11 protein-coding genes and 1 pseudogene are annotated in these 19,755 nt (G+C 73.0%); 4 read left to right on the forward strand and 8 right to left on the reverse strand.

Annotation, left to right across the window (positions count from 1 at the left end):
* Window positions 1-47: 47 nt before the first annotated feature.
* From ACH47Z_RS07210 to ACH47Z_RS07220, 3 genes are all read right to left on the reverse strand, one after another.
* Complete coding sequence (locus ACH47Z_RS07210) at window positions 48-1,745, reverse strand: glycosyltransferase family 2 protein (protein ID WP_399071455.1); 1,698 nt, start codon at window positions 1,743-1,745, stop codon at window positions 48-50.
* Between the two features lie 47 nt (window positions 1,746-1,792).
* On the reverse strand, window positions 1,793-3,070 hold the full coding sequence (locus tag ACH47Z_RS07215; RefSeq protein WP_399071457.1) for a glycosyltransferase 87 family protein: 1,278 nt from the start codon (window positions 3,068-3,070) through the stop codon (window positions 1,793-1,795).
* 93 nt (window positions 3,071-3,163) lie between these two features.
* A complete protein-coding gene (locus ACH47Z_RS07220) occupies window positions 3,164-3,679 on the reverse strand; it encodes a MarR family winged helix-turn-helix transcriptional regulator (protein ID WP_399072304.1) in 516 nt (171 codons plus the stop codon).
* A 98-nt stretch (window positions 3,680-3,777) separates the two neighbouring features.
* On the opposite strand from ACH47Z_RS07220, the gene ACH47Z_RS07225 reads away from it, so the two are divergent.
* Complete coding sequence (locus ACH47Z_RS07225) at window positions 3,778-4,191, forward strand: organic hydroperoxide resistance protein (RefSeq protein ID WP_351025311.1); 414 nt, start codon at window positions 3,778-3,780, stop codon at window positions 4,189-4,191.
* A gap of 24 nt (window positions 4,192-4,215) precedes the next feature.
* Here the strand turns inward: ACH47Z_RS07225 and ACH47Z_RS07230 are convergent.
* The 5 genes and pseudogenes from ACH47Z_RS07230 to ACH47Z_RS07250 all read right to left on the reverse strand — a co-directional run.
* Window positions 4,216-6,414 (reverse strand): annotated as a pseudogene (locus ACH47Z_RS07230) (CDP-glycerol glycerophosphotransferase family protein); the annotation flags it as partial.
* Window positions 6,415-6,559: 145 nt separating this feature from the next.
* Window positions 6,560-7,468 carry a carbohydrate ABC transporter permease gene (locus ACH47Z_RS07235; protein WP_399071459.1) on the reverse strand — a complete coding sequence of 303 codons (909 nt, stop codon included), beginning with the start codon at window positions 7,466-7,468 and terminating at the stop codon, window positions 6,560-6,562.
* Window positions 7,465-8,751 carry a carbohydrate ABC transporter permease gene (locus tag ACH47Z_RS07240; protein ID WP_399071461.1) on the reverse strand — a complete coding sequence of 429 codons (1,287 nt, stop codon included), beginning with the start codon at window positions 8,749-8,751 and terminating at the stop codon, window positions 7,465-7,467. The genes ACH47Z_RS07235 and ACH47Z_RS07240 overlap by 4 nt, the downstream gene beginning before the upstream one ends.
* 79 nt (window positions 8,752-8,830) lie before the next feature.
* Entirely contained in the window at window positions 8,831-10,216 is a 1,386-nt protein-coding gene (locus ACH47Z_RS07245; RefSeq protein WP_399071463.1) for an ABC transporter substrate-binding protein, read from the reverse strand.
* A gap of 198 nt (window positions 10,217-10,414) precedes the next feature.
* On the reverse strand, window positions 10,415-14,158 hold the full coding sequence (locus tag ACH47Z_RS07250) for an FHA domain-containing protein (RefSeq protein WP_399071465.1): 3,744 nt from the start codon (window positions 14,156-14,158) through the stop codon (window positions 10,415-10,417).
* A gap of 348 nt (window positions 14,159-14,506) precedes the next feature.
* Between ACH47Z_RS07250 and ACH47Z_RS07255 the strand changes: the two genes are divergently transcribed.
* From ACH47Z_RS07255 to prfB, 3 genes are all read left to right on the forward strand, one after another.
* On the forward strand, window positions 14,507-16,195 hold the full coding sequence (locus ACH47Z_RS07255; protein ID WP_399071467.1) for a serine/threonine-protein kinase: 1,689 nt from the start codon (window positions 14,507-14,509) through the stop codon (window positions 16,193-16,195).
* Between the two features lie 145 nt (window positions 16,196-16,340).
* A complete protein-coding gene (locus ACH47Z_RS07260; RefSeq protein WP_399071469.1) occupies window positions 16,341-17,564 on the forward strand; it encodes a serine/threonine-protein kinase in 1,224 nt (407 codons plus the stop codon).
* Between the two features lie 876 nt (window positions 17,565-18,440).
* Entirely contained in the window at window positions 18,441-19,547 is a 1,107-nt protein-coding gene (gene prfB / locus ACH47Z_RS07265) for a peptide chain release factor 2 (RefSeq protein WP_399071471.1), read from the forward strand.
* Window positions 19,548-19,755 lie beyond the last annotated feature (208 nt).

Below are 19,755 nucleotides of genomic sequence, written 5' to 3' on the forward strand. Positions count from 1 at the left end.
GGCGTCTTTCAGTGAAGCAGCAGGTGCGCGGCAGCCGCGAAGCGGTACTAGCGCCGCAGACGATTCAGGCGCCCGCGGACCACCCGCACCGCCCCGCTCACGCCGCTCGCCACCCGCAGCGCCAGCGCGCCGGAGTGCGTCGCGTACGGCTGGATCAGCAGCACGCCGTGCCCGAGGCTCGGGACGGCGCGCCGGCCCAGCCGGCCGGCGCCCGTCAGGGCGTGCGCCGTGATCTCCCGCTGCGCGCCGTCCGCGAAGTGCACGGTCAGCCGCAGATCCCAGGTGCCCGCGCCGAGCGCGGCCAGGTCGACGGGCACCTCGGCCGTCCAGCCGGCCGCGTCCGTGTCCGCGCCGGAGGGCGTGAGCGGGACCGTCGTACGCCCCCGCGCGTGCTCCTCGTCCTCGCGGGCCGTCCACACCACGTCCACCTCGCGCGGCCCCGCCTCGGCCACCCGGCCGTACAGCTCGTGCAGCCGCAGGCGCAGACGCGAGCCACGCGCGCGTACGTCCAGTTCCGCGTCCACCGCGATCGGGAGGTCCCCGGTGGGGCGGGTCAGGAACGGCGCCAGGGTGACCTCGGGGAGGTCGGCGGACCAGACGGGGACTCCGTCGGCGTCCCGGGCGTACGGCGGCAGCAGACGCGCCGGGCGCGCGGCCAGCTCCCGCAGCCGGGGCAGATCGCGCGGCTCGGGCGACTCCAGGATCACCCGCGCGAGCACACGGCCCGGCGCGCCCGGGTCCAGCTCCCAGTCGGCGGCGTCGTAGCGCGCGAGGTACTCCTGGGTGTGCGTCCACCACGCGCGCCGGTAGTCCGCGTTGCGCAAGCCCAGCTCGCGCACGTACATCCGCACGTCGTGGTCGAGGAACTTCGCCCGCGCCGCCCGCGCCAGCTCCTTCTGCCCGGCGCTCAGCAGGATGTCGTACGCCATCGCGCACGCCTGCGTACGCGCCTGCCAGTTCCCGATGCGCTCCCGGTCCAGCGAGATCGACAGCCGTTCGGCGGACCGGCGCACGTGCCACACGTACACGCGGTCCGGGACGAGCGCCATGCGCGGGCCGGCGGCCAGCACGCGCGAGGTGAAGACGATGTCCTCGTAGTGGAAACGGCCCTCGGGGAAGCGGATGCCGTGCTCACGCAGGAAGTCGGTGCGGTACAGCTTGTTGACGCACAGCGTGTCGTGGACCAGCCGGGGGCGCTCGGTGGGGCGCGCGAGGACCGTGTGCGCCGTGTAAAGGGGCGCCTGCCAGGGTGTCTCGCGCCCCGAGGGCAGCTCCCGGCGCACGCACAGCCCGGCCGCGACCTCGGCGCGCGCCCCCGTGGCCGCCGCCAGCAGCGCGTCCACCGCACCGGGCGGCAGCACGTCGTCGCTGTCCAGGAACATCACGTACGGGGCCGTCACCGCGTCGATGCCGTCGTTGCGCGGGCTGCCGCAGCCGCCGCTGTTCTCCGTCCGGCGCAGCACCCGCAGCCGGGGTTCATCAGCGGCCAGCCGGTCGAGCAGCTCGGCGCTGCCGTCGCCGGAGCAGTCGTCCACGGCGACGACCTCGGCGACCGCGGGCCCCTGGGCGAGCGCCGAGCGCACGGCCTCGCCCACATGGGCGGCGTCGTTGTAGCCGATGACGACGACGGCGACCCGCGCCGGGCCGGCCGGCGCGTCACCACCGGCGGCATCGGTTGTGTCACCCGGGGCTGGTGCCTCGGGCGCGTCGGGTCGGTCAGGCGTGTTGTGCGGGTCAGGTCGCATGGGATCCACGGGCCGGGAGCGGAGACAAATTTCTTGATAATACCTGGCTAGGAAAGGCTTACGGCTCGGTCCGGAAAACGCTCGGAACCGGACCGGGGTTCCCGCGTCCGCAGGCTCTTTCCCACCGGCTCCACCGCCCGTGCCGCCCGCCACAAGCGGATGAACGACAGTACCGCAGCCGCCGCCAGGACCCCGTTGCGGGCCAGCATCAGCAGACAGCCGGTCCAGGTGCCGTCCATCACCTCGCCGTAGTTCATCGGGAACACCAGGGTGCTCAGCGCGCTCGCCGCCACGATCAGCGCCGCGACCGGACGCTGGCTGGTGTGCCGCGAGGTCAGGCACACGGCGGCGAGACCGATCAGCCAGATCATGTACTGCGGGCTGATGACCCGGCTGGTCACCGTGAACAGCAGCACCGCGCTCAGCGCCGCGTCGAACGGCGTCGCCTCGGTCCAGCGCCGCGCCCGCACCCGCCACACCACCAGCAGCGCGCAGCAGGCCGCCGTCAGCACCAGGCAGCCCAGGGCGACGGCGTGCACGTGCGGGCCGACCAGCTCGGCGGAGCCGTACTGCATGCGTGCCCGGCCGGGCCAGCCGGCGTGCCGCGCCAGGTTCAGCGCCGTACCGCCCAGCGACTCGATCTGCACCCCGCGCCCGCGCTGCTGCCGCAGGAAGGACAGGGGGTTGCGGAACAACACGGCCAGCAGCCCCAGCGTGACGGCCCCGGCGGCCGCCGCCCACCGCCACGCCCCGCGCGTCACCGGTCCCCGGGGTGTGCCCAGCAGCACGAGCGCCGGCCACGCCTTCACCAGCGCGCCGAGCGCCGCGAGCGCCCCGCCCGCGCGCGGGGAACGCGCCGTCGCCAGCAGGGCGAGCACGGCCAGGGCGGTGACCTGCACGTCGTACCGGACGAGCGGGAGCTGGAGCAGCAGCGGCAGACCGCCCGTCCACAGGGCCGCGCCGAGCAGGCTGCGCCCGGGCCGCGTGCCCGCGCGGACCAGCGCCGCTGTGACCAGCGCGTCCACGGCCAGTGTGAGCAGCACGAACGCCTGGAAGTACGTCAGCCAGGGCAGCAGAGCCGGCGTCAGCAGTACCGCGCTGGCGCCCGGCGGGTACTGCCAGAGCGTGTCGTGCGCCGGGAAGGCGCCGTGCGCGAGGACGCCGTACCAGCGGCCGTACAGCTGCCACACCTCGAGCGCCAGCGTGCCGGCGCCCAGCAGCGGGGAGTCGCTGTGGGTGAGGAGCCACAGCATCAGGGCGCGGGTGGTCAGCCACAAGGCGCTGACCCCGAGGACCGGGCCGGTGTTGACACGGAGACGGTTCATCGCATGGGACTGTAAACGGCGCACAAGGTGTAATCCGGCTGATATGCCGTCATGAATGCAAAAAGGTCCCGCTGTTGACGGTGGTGCCGCCCGCTAACCCGCGTCCCGCGCGGCCGCCACCACCACCGCCGCGTCCAGGGCGCCCGTGAGCTGGTCCAGACGGTCGCGCAGGTCGGCGATCTCCGCCGGGTCGAAGCCGGTCGCCTCGACGATGCGGCGCGGTACCTCCAGGGCTCGCTCGCGCAGCGCGACGCCCTCCTCGGTGAGCCGGACCCGTACCGAGCGCTCGTCCTCGGCGCTGCGCTCCCGGCGCACCAGGCCGGCCGCCTCCAGCCGCTTGACCAGCGGGGACAGTGTGCCGGAGTCGAGCCGCAGGTGTTCGCCGAGCCTCTTGACGGGCAGGTCGCCCTGTTCCCACAGCACCAGCATCACCAGGTACTGCGGATAGGTGAGCCCGAGGTCCTTGAGGACGACGCGGTAGACGCCGTTGAAGGCGCGGGACGCGGCATGCAGGGAGAAGCAGATCTGGCGGTCCAGGCGGAGCCAGTCCGTGTCGGCGGCGGTGCGGGTCGTGGCGGTCATGGGTCCAGGGTAGCTCTTGCGGGCCATTTGGTTGTGCACAATTTAATTGTGTGCTCTACTTGTGGTCGTAAGGCGGCCGGGACAGGGGCCGCCGGAACACCCGACTTCGTAAAGGGATGGTCTTCATGGACGCGCTCTACACCGCCGTAGCCACCGCCACCCACGGCCGTGACGGTCGTGCCGTCTCCTCCGACGGCAAGATCGACCTCAAGCTGGCCCCGCCGGTGGAGCTGGGCGGCAACGGCGAGGGCACCAACCCCGAGCAGCTCTTCGCCGCCGGTTACGCCGCCTGCTTCGGCAGCGCCCTCGGCCTCGTCGGCCGGCAGGCGAAGGTCGACGTCAGCGACGCCGCCGTGACCGCCGAGGTCGGCATCGGCAAGCAGGGCGAGGGCTTCGGGCTGAAGGTGACGCTGCGCGTAGAGCTGCCCGACACCGTGGACCAGGAGACCGGCCGCAAGCTGGTGGAGACCGCCCACCAGGTCTGCCCCTACTCCAACGCCACCCGCGGCAACATCGACGTCGACCTCGTCATCGAGTAACCGCCCCGCCCCGCCCCGCCGCCTGCCGGACGGCTGCGGCACGCCGGCCGACGGGGAGTGCGCCCCCTCCGCCGGCACCGGACGGCGCTCCGCGAGCGGCACCACCGGCGGCAGCGCCTCCACGGGCTCGCCCAGCACCACATGCCGTACGACCCGTTCGGCGGCGCGCCCGTCGTCGTACGGGCAGAACCGCTCCCGGAACGCCGCCCGCAGCTGGGCCGAGCGCGAGCCGCGCCAGTGGCCGGTCGCGAAGATGTCGATCAGCTCGTCCTCGTTGCGCGCGACCGCGCCCGGCGGGAAGGCGCGCAGGTCGACGTAGGCGCCCCGGGCCGCCTCGTACGCGGCCCAGTCCTCGGTGTGCACGACGATCGGCCGGTCCAGGCCCGCGTAGTCGAACATCAGCGACGAGTAGTCGGTGAGCAGCACGTCCGAGGCCAGACAGAGGGACTGCGCGCTCGGGTGGTCGCGGACGTCGACGACCCGGCCGCCCCCGGCGCCCGGGTCGTACGGGGTACGGGCCAGGATCACGAAGCGCGGGCCGAGGCGGCGCACGATCCGCTCCAGGTCCAGCAGCGGGAGCTGGGTGCGCCGGTGGTCGCGGTGGGCCGGCGCGTACAGGATCGCGACCGTGCCGCGCGGGATGCCCAGCGACTCGCGCAGCCGGGTCACGTCCGCCGAGGTCGCCCGCTGGAAGACGTCGTTGCGCGGGGCGCCGTACTCCAGCGTGCGGTACCGGCCCGGCAGGACGCGCTCCCAGACGAGCGTGGAGTGCCGGTTGCCGGACAGGACGTGGTCCCACTGGTCGACGCCCCGCAGCAGCGCCGCGAAGTCGGTGTCCCGGGCCGCCGCCGGACGCTCCAGCAGGTCCAGGCCCATGTGCCCCAGCGGGGTGCCCCGCCCGGTCCGGATCACCACCTGCCCGCGCCGCCTGCGCAGCCGCGCGTCCAGCACCTCGTCGCCGACCAGGTACTTCGCGCGGGCCAGCGCCGTCCAGTAGGCGGCGCTGCCGGGCCGGACGCGGCGCGGGCCGGGCGGCACCGTGTGCTCGTGCCCGGGGCGGTTGATCCACGCGGTGCGGATGTGCGGGGCGTGGGTACGGAACGCCTCCTCCAGCGCGCCGGGGTCGCCACCGCCCGCCTCGGCGGTGAACACCGCGCGGTCGGCGCGCACCGGCAGCCGCAGCTGGAGGCGGTAGTGCAGGCGCAGCGCACCGGCGCGCACGGCGCGGGCCAGCTTCACCGCCGCCTTCAGCGTGCGCCGGAGCGCGGCCGAGGCCAGCTGGAGCGCGCGGAACGTGCGGTGCAGACCGAAGCGGACCAGGGCGTGACGCGGCCGCACCCGGGCGCCGGGGGCCCGGTGGCGCCGGTACTGGACGCGGGCCCGGCGCAGGAACTCGCCCCGGCTGCCGCGCGGCAGCCGGCCCCGCAGGGCGAACACCACCGCGAACTGGTCGACCATGCGGCGGAACAACTCCGGCCGCCACCGCGCCAGTTCGGGCCGCCCGGCGACGTAGGCGAAGACCCGGTCGTACTGCTCGAAGAGATCGAAGTGCTGCTCGCCGCTGCCGCCGAGGATGCTGCCCGGCCGGTGCTGCCGGTGGTGCACGCACACCCGGTCCAGGGTCGCGATCGACTCCGCCGCCATCAGCACCGGGAAGGTCCAGGGGGTGTCCGCGTAGGAGCCCGGCGGGAACGTGAGGCCGTGCGCCGTGACGAACTCCCGCCGGCAGACCTTGTTCCAGGCCGCCGTCGGCACCCGCAGCAGCCCCGGCCGGTCCTCCAGCCGGAACGGCGCCGGGCCCTGCTCGGTGAGTTGCGCGGAGAGCTCGTCGCGCTCGGTCCGGCCGTCCCAGTGCACGCGCGCGTGGTCGTGGACCAGGACGTCCGGATCCCCGGCCTCCTTGATCCGGTCGGCGATCGCCCACAGCGCGTCCGGGGCGAGCGTGTCGTCGCCGTCCAGGAAGACCAGATAGTCGCCGCCCGCCTCGGCCATCCCCGCGTTGCGGGCGCCGCCGAGCCCCCGGCTCTCCGTCAGGTGCACGGCCTTCACGCGCGCGTCCCGGGCCGCGTACTCGTCGATGATCGCGCCGCAGGCATCCGGTGAGCAGTCGTCCACGGCGATCAGTTCCAGATCGGGATACGACTGCTCGAGCACCGAGTCCAGGCACGGGGAGAGATACGCCTGGGCCTGGTACGCGGGGACGATGACACTGAACCTGGGCAAGGGACATCCATGGGTCGTCGGTCGGCGCGAGGGGTCTGACCGGGAACGGCCGATGGAGTGAATTGGTTACGGTGCGTACGGCATGTGGGGGACGCTCGGGACGGCAAAGGGGCGAGCCCCGTAAGGCCCGCCCCTCGAAAGGGTGTTACTTCACCGCGCCCGCCATCACCCCGGACACGAACTGCCGCTGGAAAGCGAAGAACACGGCCAGCGGGATCACCATGGAGATGAACGCGCCGGGCGCCAGCACGTCGACGTTGTTGCCGAACTGCCGTACCTGCGTCTGCAGCGCGACCGTGATCGGCTGCGTGCCCGACTTGGTGAACACCAGCGCCACCAGCATGTCGTTCCACACCCACAGGAACTGGAAGATGCCGAGGCTCGCGATCGCCGGCCCGCCGAGCGGCATCACCACCCGGACGAACAGCCGCAGTTCACCGGCGCCGTCGAGCCGGGCCGCCTCCAGCAGCTCCCGGGGGATCTCCGCGAAGAAGTTCCGCAACAGGAAAACCGCGAACGGCAGCCCGAAGCCGGTGTGGAACAGGATCACCCCGAAGATGGTGCCGAACAGCCCGATCTTGCCGAACAGTTCGGCGATCGGGATCAGCGCCACCTGCACCGGCACCACCAGCAGACTCACCACGCCCAGGAACCACCAGTCCCGGCCCGGGAACTCCATCCACGCGAACGCGTAGCCCGCGAGCGAGCCGACCACGACGACCAGGACCGTCGCCGGGACCGTGATCAGAACCGTGTTCCAGAGGGAGTTGGTGATGTCACTGTTCTCCAGCAGCTTCTGATAGCTGCCGAAGGTGAGCTGGGACGGCTTGGTGAACACCGTCCACCAGCCGCTCGCGCTCATGTCCTGCGGGGAGCGCAGCGAGGCCAGCAGCAGACCGATGGTCGGCACCAGCCAGAACAGGCCGACGAGGAGGAGGACGACGCGGACCAGGCCGCCGCTCAGCCTCTCGGCGACGGCCGAGCCGACGGACCGCTTCGTCTTCACCGTCCGCACCGGGCCGGCCTTTCCGATACTCCCGGCGGTCGCCGTCATCGCCGCACCTCCCGCTCGCGCCTGAGCCGCCGGATGTTGAACGCCATGACCGGGATCACCAGCACCAGCAGCAGCACCGCGATCGCGCTCGCGACGCCCGGCTGGTCCTCCGCGAAGCCCTTGCGGTACAGCTCCAGGGCGAGCACGTTCGCGTCGGCCTGGGAGGAGCCCGGGGCGATGATGTAGACGAGGTCGAACACCTTCAGCACGTTGATCATCAGCGTGACGGTGACGACCGCGAGGACCGGCGCCAGCAGCGGCACGGTGATCTTGCGGAACACCTGCCACTCGGTGGCGCCGTCCACCCGCGCGGCCTCCAGCAGCTCCCGAGGCACGCCCGCGAGCCCGGCCGCGATCAGCACCATCGCGAAGCCCGCCCACATCCAGACGTACGCCCCGATGATCGACGGGGTGACCAGGGTCGGGCCGAGCCAGGAGACCCCGTTGTACGGCTCCCTGAAGTTGCTCGCCGGAAGCCGGAGCCGGGCCCCGTCGGCGGACGCGGGCAGGGTGAAGGTGCCGTCGCCGGACGCCTTGGCGGAGGCGACCACCGTGCCGTCCTTCACCGCCTCGATCCGCATCCCGGCGTACCCCTGCTCGGACGGGTCGGGCTTCCCGAGCCGTCCGACGCCCTTGCCGCGGGTGAAGTCCTGCCAGGTGGTGCCGGTGACCTTGCCCGGTTCCGGCTGGGCGGCCACGGCCTTCTTCGCGCCGTCCGGCATCTGGTCGGGCGCGACACCGACGAGGGGGAGGGTGACGGCCTGGCCGGTGTGCACGGTGGCCGACGTGATGAACCCGCCGTGGTCGGGTTCGAGCGGCGACTCGCGGCCCGGGTGGGCGTTCGGGAACGCCGAGGACTGGGCGAAGGTGTCGTGCACGCCCACCCACACCGCGTTCGCGACGCCCTTGTGCGGATCCTGGTCGTACACCAGCCGGAAGATGATCCCGGCCGCCAGCATCGAGATCGCCATCGGCATGAAGACGACCAGCTTGAACGCCGTTCCCCAGCGCACCTTCTCGGTCAGTACCGCGAAGACGAGACCGAGCGCGGTGGCGACCGTGGGCGCGAACACCACCCAGATGACGTTGTTCTTGAAGGCGGTGCGGATGCTGTCGTCCGTGAAGAGGGTCCGGTAGTTGTCGACTCCGGCGAAACCGCTGCCCGAGGCGTTGTAGAAGCTGCGGACCAGCGAGTACCCGATCGGGTAGACCACGAGCGCGCCGAGCAGCACCAGGGCGGGCAGCAGGAACAGCGCTGCCACCGCCCGGCGGGTGCCGGTCACGCTCTTGCGACTCCTGTGGGAGTGGGGTGCGGCGGGACCCGGTGGGGCCCCGGCCGCCGCTGCCGACGCCATCGCCGGGTCAGCTCCCGCTTCCGTACGCCGCCGCCGCGTCCTTCTCCAGCTTCGCCTGGGTGCCCGCGACGTCCGCCGGGTTCCGCAGGAAGTCCTGGAGGTCCTTCCACTCGCCCTTGCCCGGGGTGCCGCCGAAGGCCTGCGGGGCCTGGTCGGACATGTCGAAGCGGAAGTCGTCGCCGGACGCGATCAGCGCCTTGGCGATCTTCTGCTGCACCTCGTTCGGATACGCCGAGATCGGCACGTTCTTGTTCGGCGAGAGATAGCCGCCGAGCTTCGCCTGGATCGTCGCCGCGTCCGGGGAGGCGAGGAAGGTGACCAGGGCCTGGGCCGCCTTGGAGTCCTTCAGGACGACGGCCGCGTCGCCGCCGGAGACCACCGGCGCGGTGGAGCCGACGGCCGGGAACGGGAACACCTTCGCGTCCGTGCCCACCTTCGCCTTGGTCTCACCGATGTTGACCTGCACGAAGTCGCCCTCGTAGACCATCGCGGCCTTCGGCTGGTCGCCGCCGGTGAAGGTCTGGGTGACCGAGGCGGGGAACTCCGTCTGCAGCGCGCCGTTCGGGCCGCCCGCGAGATAGCCCTTCCTGCCCCAGATCTGCGCGAGCGTCTGCAGGGCCTGCTTGACCGAGGGATCCGTCCACTTGATCTTGTGCTGGGTCAGCTGGTCGTACTTCTCCGGACCGGCCTGGGACAGATAGACGTTCTCGAACCAGTCCGTCAGCGGCCAGCCGTCCGCGCCCGGCACCGAGAACGGGGTGACCCCGGAGTCGTAGACGGCCTGCGCGGCGGCCAGCAGGTCCTTCCAGGTCTTCGGCTCCTTGGCGTTCGCGTTCTCGAAGACCTTGGCGTTGTACCAGATCAGCGACTTGTTGGCGGCCTTGTAGTAGGCGCCGTACTGCTTGCCGTCGACCTTGCCGATGTCCTGCCAGCCCTGTGAGTAGTTCTGCTGGAGCTCCTTCAGGGCCTCCGGGCCGAGCGGCTTGGCCCACTGGTGCTGCACGGCCTGCTTGATGGCGCCGGGCTGCGGCAGCATCGCCACGTCCGGCGGCTGGCCGCCCGCGATCTTCGAACCGAGGAAGTTGATGATCGGGTCCTGGGCCGGCACGAAGGTGACCTTCGCACCGGTGCGCTTCTCGAACTCGGCGAGCACCTGCTTGAAGTTCGCCTGCTCCTGGCCGGTCCAGACGGCGGCGATCTCCAGGGTGGCGCCGTCGAGTTTCGGCAGGCTGACGGTGGAGCGGGTCGGGGCCTGACTGCCGCCGCTGTCGCTGTTGCCGCTCTTCTTGTCGCTGCTGGAGCACGCGGAGAGCGCGAGGGCTCCCGTGAGCAGGGCGGCGAGTGTGGTGACGGTCCTGTGTGTCCGGATGGTGCCGCTGCTCTTGCTGCGCATCACTTCCCCGTTCGTCGCTCTTCGTTGAACGTCGTCGGACATCGTTCGGACATCGCCGAACGTCAAGATGACTGTCCCATGCGGTCCGGTGTACGACGGGCCACTCAGGGCGGGCAAGACCGCCTACGGTGTCAGTGGGCCCATCGTGACCGGATGGTGACCGGGGGTGTATGCATGCCGATGCGGGCTGACTTCGGGTCAGAGCAGGGAGGGCACCTGGGCCGCGGACACCTCCCGGGCCGCCCGCTCCACCGCGCTCGCCAGCAGGGCCAGGTCGGTCGGGCCGTTGCCCAGCTCCCGCACCGGCCGACGGGCCGGCGGGTCGCCCATGCGGGCCCAGTCCAGCAGTACGACCGTGGGCCGCTGGGTCGCGGTCCGCGGGATACGGCCCGTCACCCGGCCGGCCTGGAAACCGGCGACCCGTCCGTCGGTGTACGCCAACTGCCCACGCCCCGGCGCCGGTTCGTCCGGACCCGGGTGGGCGGCGTCGAGTACGACGCGCAGGGTGGCCCGGCGCGCGGGCTCCGTCTCCGCCGTACGACCCCCCGTCCCGGCCGCCGCCACCAGGTGCACGCCGAGCCGTTCGCCCTCCCGGGCCACCGCCTCCAGCGCCCGCATCACCGAGCCCGCGGCGGGCCGGCCGGGCGCGCCGAGCGCGGGCGAGACCAGCGCGTCCAGGTCGTCGACGACCACCACGAGCCGGGGCAACGGCGGTGCCGCCTCGGCCCGTTGACGGGCGGCGGCGCCGGGCCGCAGCCGCAGGGTGGAGCTGGGCGGCGTCTCTATGTCCCCGGAGGCGGAGGTGGGGGAGGCCGTGCGCTGGGCGACGATACGGCCGGACACCGCACGCCCCGCGTGCCACTGGGCGAAGTCCGTACGGCCCAGCAGCTCCGCGCGCCGCTTCAGTTCGGCGGTCAGCGACTGGGCGAACTCCCGCATGCGTACGGGATCGTTGGCGATGAGGTGGGTGGTGACGTGCGGTATGTCGGTACACACGCGCAGCCCCTCACCGCGCCCGGCACCCGTCCCGACCCCGTCCCGCCCGTCGACCAGCACGATGCCCAGCCGGTCGGGCCGCTCGGCGGCGGCCAGCGAGGCCACCACGGCCCGCAGCAACTCCGTACGCCCGCTGCCGGCCGGCCCCTCGATCAGCAGATGCGGTCCGTCGGCCACCAGGTCGGCGGTGAGTGGCCCGCGCGGTCCGGCACCGAGCACGGCTCGCGCCCGGCCACCGAGCGCCTCGGTGTCGTCGGCGGCGTCCGCCCAGCGCGCCATCAGCGACGCCGGGGTGGCCCGGGCCAGCCCCAACTCGTCGAGCAGCCGCGCGGACTGGGGCAACGGCGCGGCCACGCGCGCGTGCGGCCCGGCGCCCGGGCCGTCCGGCCGCAACGGCGCCAACGCCCGCGCGAACCGCTCCGCCCAGGCGCCGGACACGGCATCGACAGCGGCGGGCACCCCTGATCCGACCGGCCCGCCGGGCCCGACGCGCATCACATGCAGCCCGGTCGCGACGTCCCCGCCGAGCAGCGCGACGGCACCGCAGTGCCGGAACGTCGGTGTCACCGCGCAGGCGGCCTCGTACGTCCCGGTCCGGGGCGGTGGGGCAGGCACGGCCCCGGTCTCGGCGAGACACACCACATGTATCCCGACCCGCGGCCCGGCCACGGCGAGCCGCGTGAGGGCGTCCTGCAACGCGGCTCCGCCGGGGTCACCGTCCACGACGACGACCGTGTAAGGACCGGGAAAACCGCCCCCGCCGGGGGCTGCGGCGGAGTCTTTGGCCCAGGAGGGGCGGCGGGTGGGGGTGGGGTACGTGCCGTGGGCAGGGGCGCCGGGGGCGTATGTGCCGTGGGTGGAGGCGGTGGCGGCATCGGGGGCGTGTCCGGGCGCGGGGGCGCCGGGGTGTCCGGAGGCTGTGGGCTGCGCGGGCAGGCCGGGGAAGGCGGACAGCGGGCCGTGTGCGGGGTTCCCGGGCATACGGTGGTCGGCCGGGTCGTGGGCGGCCCGGCTTGGCGCGTCCGGTGCGGTGTTCCAGGCAGGGGCGGCCGGGTGGCTCGTGGTGCCGGGAGTGGGGGAGCTACCGGGACCGGCTGCGGTGCTGGACTGTCTGGGGGCGCCCTGGAGAGAGCCGTGCGCGGCCGCAGAGGTGCCAGGTGCCGGGCCAGTGGCCCTGGTGCCGGGCGCTGGGGTGCCCGTGCCGGCGGGGTGGGCCGCGCTTCTGCCGGTCGCCGCGTGGTCGTCCAGCCGGCGGAGCAGTTCCTCGGCGCGGGCCGCCGCCTGCTCGCGGTCGTAGGCCAGCAGCAGGCGGCAGTCCTGGCCGTGGCCGGGCCGGACATGCGGGAGCCAGCCCAGCCAGGACCACTCGGCCGTGCGTTCCTCCACCGGGCGGGAGCGGTCGGCGCTGATCAGCACGATCTCCAGCAGATCGGGGGAGTGCAGCGCGGCGAACTGGGCCAGCACCGCGCGGGCCAGCCCGGACAGCCGGGGGCGCGGACCGGCCAGGCCCAGCGAACCCGCCTCGCGCAGCGCCGCCGTCACCGGTACGGCCGGAATCGGCCCCGAGCCGTCCGGCGCGCTCCGGTCGGCCGTGCCGAGCCGCACGGTCAGCGCCTCCGGGTGTCCCGGCCCGCGCTCCCACAGCCGGGGCCCGGGGCCCAGTGCCGTCAGCAGCAGGGCGGCGGGATCCGGCCAGGTCTCCGGCTGCCGCGGGGCACCGGCCGTGGGGGCGGCGCCGGGGGAGTGGGCCACCGTACCGTCGTACGACTCCTCGCCGACCGGCTGCTCGGCCCGCCCGCCGGCCAGCCGACGCGCCCACTTGCCGAGCCCGCGCCGCCGCGTGCCCTGTGGGGCGTCGGTGCCCCGGACGGGCGTGTCCTTACGGCCGCCGACCGGCGGTTCCCCGCTCGGCCCGCCGACCCCGAAGCGCCCCGCGTGCGTGTCCCCGCTGGAAGCAGCACCGGTACCGGGCGCGCTCTCGATCCGAGGCGCCCCGCCCTGCCCGGGGACCACGCCGGTCCCGGCACGCTGGTGCTCCACCGCCTCACCACGGGAGCCATGCACAGGATCCACGGACGCCGAACCGTCCTCACCGGGGCCACTCACACCCGCCGACGACGCCCGCTCAGCCGACGCGCGCCGGAACCCGGCCCCGCCCGAAGCCCCGGCAGCGCCCCCCGACGAACCAGCACCCGCCGGTCGCGCTTGCCCCCCACCAGGTCCGCTTCCGCCCCCCAACGACGCATGCCCCCCACCGAGGCCTCCCGCACCCGACGACGCCCCCCGGACGACCCGAACGGCCCCCTCCCCGTCGGAGACGGTCCGCACGCGTGCCCCCGGCCCCCCGGACGGAGTCACCCGCAACGCCGACTCGCCGATCCGCAGCAGGCCCCCGGCAGGGACCCGCACCGGCCGCTCACCGACCCGTACCCCGTCGAGCGACGTGCCGTTCGTGGAGCCGAGGTCGGCGACCGAGACGCGGCCGTCGGTGCCGACCGTGACCGCGCAGTGCAGCCGGGAGACGTCGGGGTCGTCCAGCGGGACGTCCGCGTCGGCGGAGCGGCCCACGCTGATCCGGCCGCCGTGCAGCAGATGGACCCCGCCCGCGTCCGGCCCCGCGACGACGTGCAGCTGGGTCGGCGCGTCGTCCAGCTCGGGATGCGGCTCGGGGGCCGCGGGAGCGCCCAGGGACAGCACGGCGCCGTCGACCAGCGGAGGCTCGCCGAGGGTGCAGCGGCGCGGGTCCAGGCGGTCGGTGCCGGCGTAGAGGACCACGGCCGCACCACCGGTGTCGCGGCCCTCTCCGGTGACCGCCCCGGCCAGTGCGGACGCGACCGCGGCCAGGTCCGTGCCCGTGGGCGCCGTGACCAGCACGTCGCGGCTCGCGGCGCGGCCCCGCTGCGAGGAGGGTCCCAGCGGGTCGACGACGGTCAGCCGGATCTGCATCCCCACCCCAACACGAGCACGTCGGCCAGTACTGGAAGGCATCCTCGCACCTGCCACTGACAGCGCGCCCGGCACCCGGTAACAAGTGATCTTGATTGGTCGGCTCTGCCCCCAAAAGTGCCTGACCAGTGGTCCGCCGACGATCACTTGAGATCGGTCACGTCCGTCCCCTGGCAACCGGCGAACCGGCACGAGCGTCTTTCCGTAGAACGCATCGAACACATCCGGAACCCGTCGAACACGGTCGGGAACGCATACGTAGTGCCCAGGAGGGCGGCACTACAGTGGGTCGGAACACCGGCAGTGAAGGCAAGCAAGCAGCCAAGCAAGCAGCAGGGAGCGCGTGACGTGCGGCCAGTCGGCAGCAAGTACCTGCTTGAGGAGCCGCTCGGACGCGGCGCCACAGGCACCGTCTGGCGTGCCCGCCAGCGTGAGACCGCGGGCGCCGAGGCGGCCGTGGCCGGCCAGCCCGGGGAGACGCTCGCGATCAAGGTCCTCAAGGAGGAGCTGGCGAGCGACCCGGACATCGTGATGCGCTTCCTGCGCGAGCGCTCCGTACTGCTCCGGCTCACCCACCCCAACATCGTCCGGGTCCGCGACCTGGTCGTCGAGGGCGATCTGCTGGCGCTGGTCATGGACCTCGTCGACGGCCCCGACCTGCACCGCTATCTGCGTGAGAGCGGCCCGCTCACCCCGGTCGCCGCCGCGCTGATGACGGCCCAGATCGCCGACGCGCTCGCCGCGAGTCACGCCGACGGCGTCGTACACCGCGACCTGAAGCCCGCCAACGTGCTGCTCGCGCAGTACAACGGCCAGATGCACCCGATGCTGACCGACTTCGGCATCGCCCGCCTCGCCGACTCCCCGGGCCTGACCCGCACCAGCGAGTTCGTCGGCACGCCCGCGTACGTGGCGCCGGAGTCCGCCGAGGGCCGCCCGCAGACCTCCGCGGTCGACATCTACGGCGCCGGCATCCTGCTGTACGAGCTGGTCACCGGCCGCCCGCCGTTCTCCGGCAGCACCGCCCTCGAGGTCCTGCACCAGCATCTGAGCGCCGAGCCGCGCCGCCCCTCCACCGTCCCGGACCCGCTGTGGACGGTCATAGAGCGCTGCCTGCGCAAGAACCCCGACGAGCGGCCGAGTGCCGAGAACCTCGCGCGCGGGCTGCGTGTCGTCGCCGAGGGCATCGGCGTGCACGCGAACGCCGCGCAGATCGCCGCCGCCGAGGGCGTGGGCGCGCTGCTCGCCCCCGACCCGGCCCCGACGGCCGTACCGGGCGTGCCCGGCGCCGCCGACCCCACCCAGGTGCTGCCGACGAACGCGCCGCAGCAGTCGTACGGCCAGTACGACCCGAACGGGGCGACCAGCGTCCTGCCGCACACCGGCGGTCCCGCCGGCGCCGCCGACCCCACCGCCGTACTGCCGAACACGGGCGCGGCGGACCCCACGGCCGTCATGCCGCCGATGCCGCAGGGCCAGCCGGGCCAGCAGCCCGAGCAGCCGCATCCCTGGCAGACCCAGCTGCGCGCGGCCCGCGACCGCAACGAGCAGACGCAGGTCCAGTACCTGGCGCCCGAGGAGGACCCGTTGCGGCACCGCCCGCAGCGCCAGGTCGCCCGCCCCCAGCAGCAGCCGCGTCCGGCCCCGCAGCCGCGCCCGCAGCAGCCGCAGCCGCGCGGCCGGCAGCAGCAGGGGTACCAGCAGGGGTACGGCTATGCCCCGCAGCAGCAGCCCCAGCAGCCGCAGCGTTACGCGCCGCCCGCGCCCGCCCCGGAACCGCAGCGCCCCGCGCGCGAGCCGCGTGCGCCCCGGCAGCGCAGCGCCAACCCGATGAAGATCCCCGGGCTCGGCTGCCTGAAGGGCTGCCTGTTCACGATCGTCATCCTGGTCGTGGCGAGCTGGCTGATCTACGAGCTGACCCCGCTCCACACCTGGATCGGCCAGGGCCGCGGTTACTGGCACGAGGTGACCCACTGGGTCGGCCAGGTCGGCAAGTGGATGAAGGACCTGGGCGGTTCCTCCGGCAGCGGCAACTGATCCGGGAAAGCCCCGTAACCCGACCGCGAGTTTGCGGATTTGTCGACATCTGACGGGTGATTTCCGTCTCCGCGGTGAAGGTTGGCTCGTCAGGCGCGTAGTTTTAGTCGGCACCACGCGACAACGCGCGTCTGTAGGAGCAGTCTTGGCACGGAAGATCGGCAGCCGGTACACCGCGAACCAGATCCTGGGGCGGGGCAGCGCCGGCACGGTGTGGCTGGGCGAGGGGCCGGACGGGCCCGTCGCCATCAAGATGCTGCGCGAGGACCTCGCCTCCGACCAGGAGCTCGTCGGACGCTTCGTCCAGGAGCGCACCGCGCTGCTCGGCCTGGAGCACCCGCACATCGTCACCGTGCGCGATCTGGTGGTCGACGGCAACGACCTGGCCCTGGTCATGGACCTCGTCCGCGGCACCGATCTGCGCACCCGGCTGGAGCGGGAACGGCGGCTGGCCCCCGAGGCGGCCGTGGCGATCGTCGCCGACGTCGCCGACGCGCTGGCGGCGGCCCACGCGGCCGGGGTCGTCCACCGGGACGTCAAGCCCGAGAACGTGCTCCTCGACATGCAGGGACCCCTGGGGCCGGGAGGGGCGCATCCTGCCCTGCTGACGGACTTCGGTGTCGCCAAGCTGATCGATTCACCGAAGCGGACCCGGGCCACGAAGATCATCGGCACGCCGGACTATCTGGCCCCGGAGATCGTCGAGGGCCTGCCCCCGCGCGCGTCCGTCGACATCTACGCCCTCGCGACCGTCCTGTACGAGCTGCTGGCGGGCTTCACCCCGTTCGGCGGCGGCCACCCGGGCGCGGTGCTACGACGGCACGTCACGGAGACGGTCGTCCCGCTCCCCGGTATTCCCGAGGAGTTGTGGCAGCTGATCGTGCAGTGCCTCGCCAAGGCGCCCGCCTCCCGGCTGCGGGCCTCGGAGCTGGCGGCGCGACTGCGCGAGCAACTGCCGTCGCTGACCGGGATGCCGCCGCTGGACGTGGACGAGCCGGACCCGGCCGAGGAGCAGACGGCGCAGGAGCCGGCGGCCGCGCCCGCCGAGCCGCTACGGCGCCGGGGCGCGGTGTCGCTGGTGCCGGGCGCCAAGCCGGACTCCAACCGGGACACGCACACCTCGATGCGGGTGCCGGGTCCGGACGAACTGGCCGGCGGTGCACACGGCACCGCCCGCGCCCCCCGGGCCACCGGTGCACCCAGGCCGGGCTCGGCCCGGCACCGGGCGGTGGTACGGCGGCGCAGGGTGACTTTGGGAGTGGCCGGAGTGGTCGTTGCGGCGGCGGTCGGCGTCGGCGCCTGGCTGGCCTCTTCCTCCGGCAGCGACGACCACCAGCCCCCACCCACCCACAGCACCTCGACCCCCTGACACCCACTCCGCCCACCCACCCACCCGACTCGGCCAACTGAAAGGTTGCCCCACAGGCGTTGCCTCCGGGTCGGTTGTTGGGCGCCGAGTCCGTCTTGGCCTGTGGTGTCTGGGGCGGTTGTTGGGTGCCGGGTCCGCCGCGGCCTGTGGTGTCTGGGGCGGTTGTTAGGTGCCGGGTCCGCCTTGGCCTGTGGTGTCTGGGGCGGTAGTGGTGCCCGGCTCGGTCTGGCCGTGGTGTCTGGGTCGACTGATGGGTGCCGGCTCGTTCGCCCCTGGCCGGTGGTGCCCGGGTCGGCTGAAGGGTGCGTCCGGTCCGCCCTGGCCGCGTGGCATTCGGGTCGGAGGAGAGGTTGCCCCAGCAGGCGTTGCCTCTCGGTCGGCTGAAGGGTGCCGGGTCCGCCCCGGCCCGTCGTGTCCCGGTCCGCTGCGACGTGCCTCCAGCCCGTCTGTGCTCGGTCAGCCGACGAGCGGGCCCGGCTGCACCTCGCTCGATCCGCCGCGCCCCTCCCCAGCTCGCGTTTCCCCTCTTTCCTCAACCGGGGTCCGGTCCGTCGGCCGAGGGAAGTGGGGGGAAGGCTCGGTCGCTCGATGCCGTTCGGGCCGGGCCTCGGCTGTGCCCTGCCCTGGCCCCGCTGCGCCCTCCCCGGCTTGCCGTGCCACCTCCCTGGCCCGCCCTGCCCCTCTTCCCTCAACCGGGGTCCGGCTCGCCGGCCGAGGGGGAGAAGGCTCGGTCGCTCGACCCCGTCCGGGTCGGTCAGCCCGGGCGGTGCCCTCTCGGCCGAGTGAGACGGGCGGGTGGGTGGGCGAGGGTGACGGTCGCCGCAGCGCCGGTGGCGCACGGCCGAGGTCGGTTGCCATAGCCGTTACGCTGGATGCGTGGCAGTCGTCGATGTATCCGAAGAGCTGAAGTCCCTCTCCTCGACCATGGAGTCGATCGAGGCCGTCCTGGACCTCGACAAGCTGAGGGCAGATATCGCCGTGCTCGAGGAGCAGGCAGCCGCGCCGTCCCTGTGGGACAACCCGGACGAGGCGCAGAAGATCACCAGCAAGCTCTCCCACCTCCAGGCCGAGGTCAGGAAGGCGGAGGCGCTGCGCGGCCGGATCGACGATCTCGCCGTCCTCTTCGAGATGGCCGAGGAGGAGGACGACCCGGACACCCGTGCCGAGGCCGAGTCCGAGCTGGCCGCGGTGAAGAAGTCGCTGGACGAGATGGAGGTCCGCACCCTCCTGTCCGGCGAGTACGACTCCCGTGAGGCGCTCGTCAACATCCGCGCCGAGGCCGGCGGTGTCGACGCCGCCGACTTCGCCGAGAAGCTTCAGCGCATGTACCTGCGCTGGGCCGAGCAGCGCGGCTTCAAGACGGAGCTGATCGAGACGTCGTACGCCGAAGAGGCCGGCATCAAGTCGACCACCTTCGCCGTCCAGGCGCCGTACGCCTACGGCACCCTCTCCGTCGAGCAGGGCACCCACCGGCTCGTCCGGATCTCGCCCTACGACAACCAGGGGCGGCGCCAGACCTCCTTCGCCGGTGTCGAGGTGCTCCCCGTGGTCGAGCAGACCGACCACATCGAGATCGACGAGTCCGAGCTGCGCGTGGACGTGTACCGGTCCTCGGGCCCCGGCGGCCAGGGCGTGAACACCACCGACTCCGCGGTGCGGCTCACCCACCTCCCCACCGGCATCGTGGTCTCCTGCCAGAACGAGCGCTCGCAGATCCAGAACAAGGCCACCGCGATGAACGTCCTCCAGGCCAAGCTGCTCGAGCGGCGCCGCCAGGAGGAGCAGGCCAAGATGGACGCCCTCAAGGGCGACGGTGGCAACTCCTGGGGCAACCAGATGCGTTCGTACGTCCTGCACCCGTACCAGATGGTCAAGGACCTGCGCACCGAGTTCGAGGTCGGCAACCCGGAGGCCGTGTTCAACGGTGAGATCGACGGGTTCCTGGAGGCCGGAATTCGCTGGCGCAAGCAGCAGGAGAAGTAACTTTGTCGACATGACAACTGCCGCCCTCGAGGCGGCAGTTGTTGTTATGTCTGGGTTTTACATCACAATTACAGGCTTCGACTCACCGCAAAAACGCCCCCATAGGACATTGCGCCCGCAACGGCCTTGACGTTGCTTTGAAAAATGGGAAGGGTTGCACGCGGCATGCGTACTTGCGGGGCGCATGTGAACCGGGGGAATGAGTTGA

It is taken from the genome of Streptomyces sp. NPDC020192 (assembly GCF_044388685.1).
GTDB lineage: Bacteria > Actinomycetota > Actinomycetes > Streptomycetales > Streptomycetaceae > Streptomyces.

Coding starts and splice junctions, on each gene's coding strand:
- ACH47Z_RS07250 (WP_399071465.1), bottom strand. CDS start 14,158: ATGCAGATCCGGCTGACCGTCGTCGACCCGCTGGGACCCTCCTCGCAG.
- ACH47Z_RS07225 (WP_351025311.1), top strand. CDS start 3,778: ATGGACGCGCTCTACACCGCCGTAGCCACCGCCACCCACGGCCGTGAC.
- ACH47Z_RS07235 (WP_399071459.1), bottom strand. CDS start 7,468: ATGACGGCGACCGCCGGGAGTATCGGAAAGGCCGGCCCGGTGCGGACG.
- ACH47Z_RS07245 (WP_399071463.1), bottom strand. CDS start 10,216: ATGCGCAGCAAGAGCAGCGGCACCATCCGGACACACAGGACCGTCACC.
- ACH47Z_RS07215 (WP_399071457.1), bottom strand. CDS start 3,070: ATGAACCGTCTCCGTGTCAACACCGGCCCGGTCCTCGGGGTCAGCGCC.
- ACH47Z_RS07220 (WP_399072304.1), bottom strand. CDS start 3,679: ATGGCCCGCAAGAGCTACCCTGGACCCATGACCGCCACGACCCGCACC.
- ACH47Z_RS07210 (WP_399071455.1), bottom strand. CDS start 1,745: ATGCGACCTGACCCGCACAACACGCCTGACCGACCCGACGCGCCCGAG.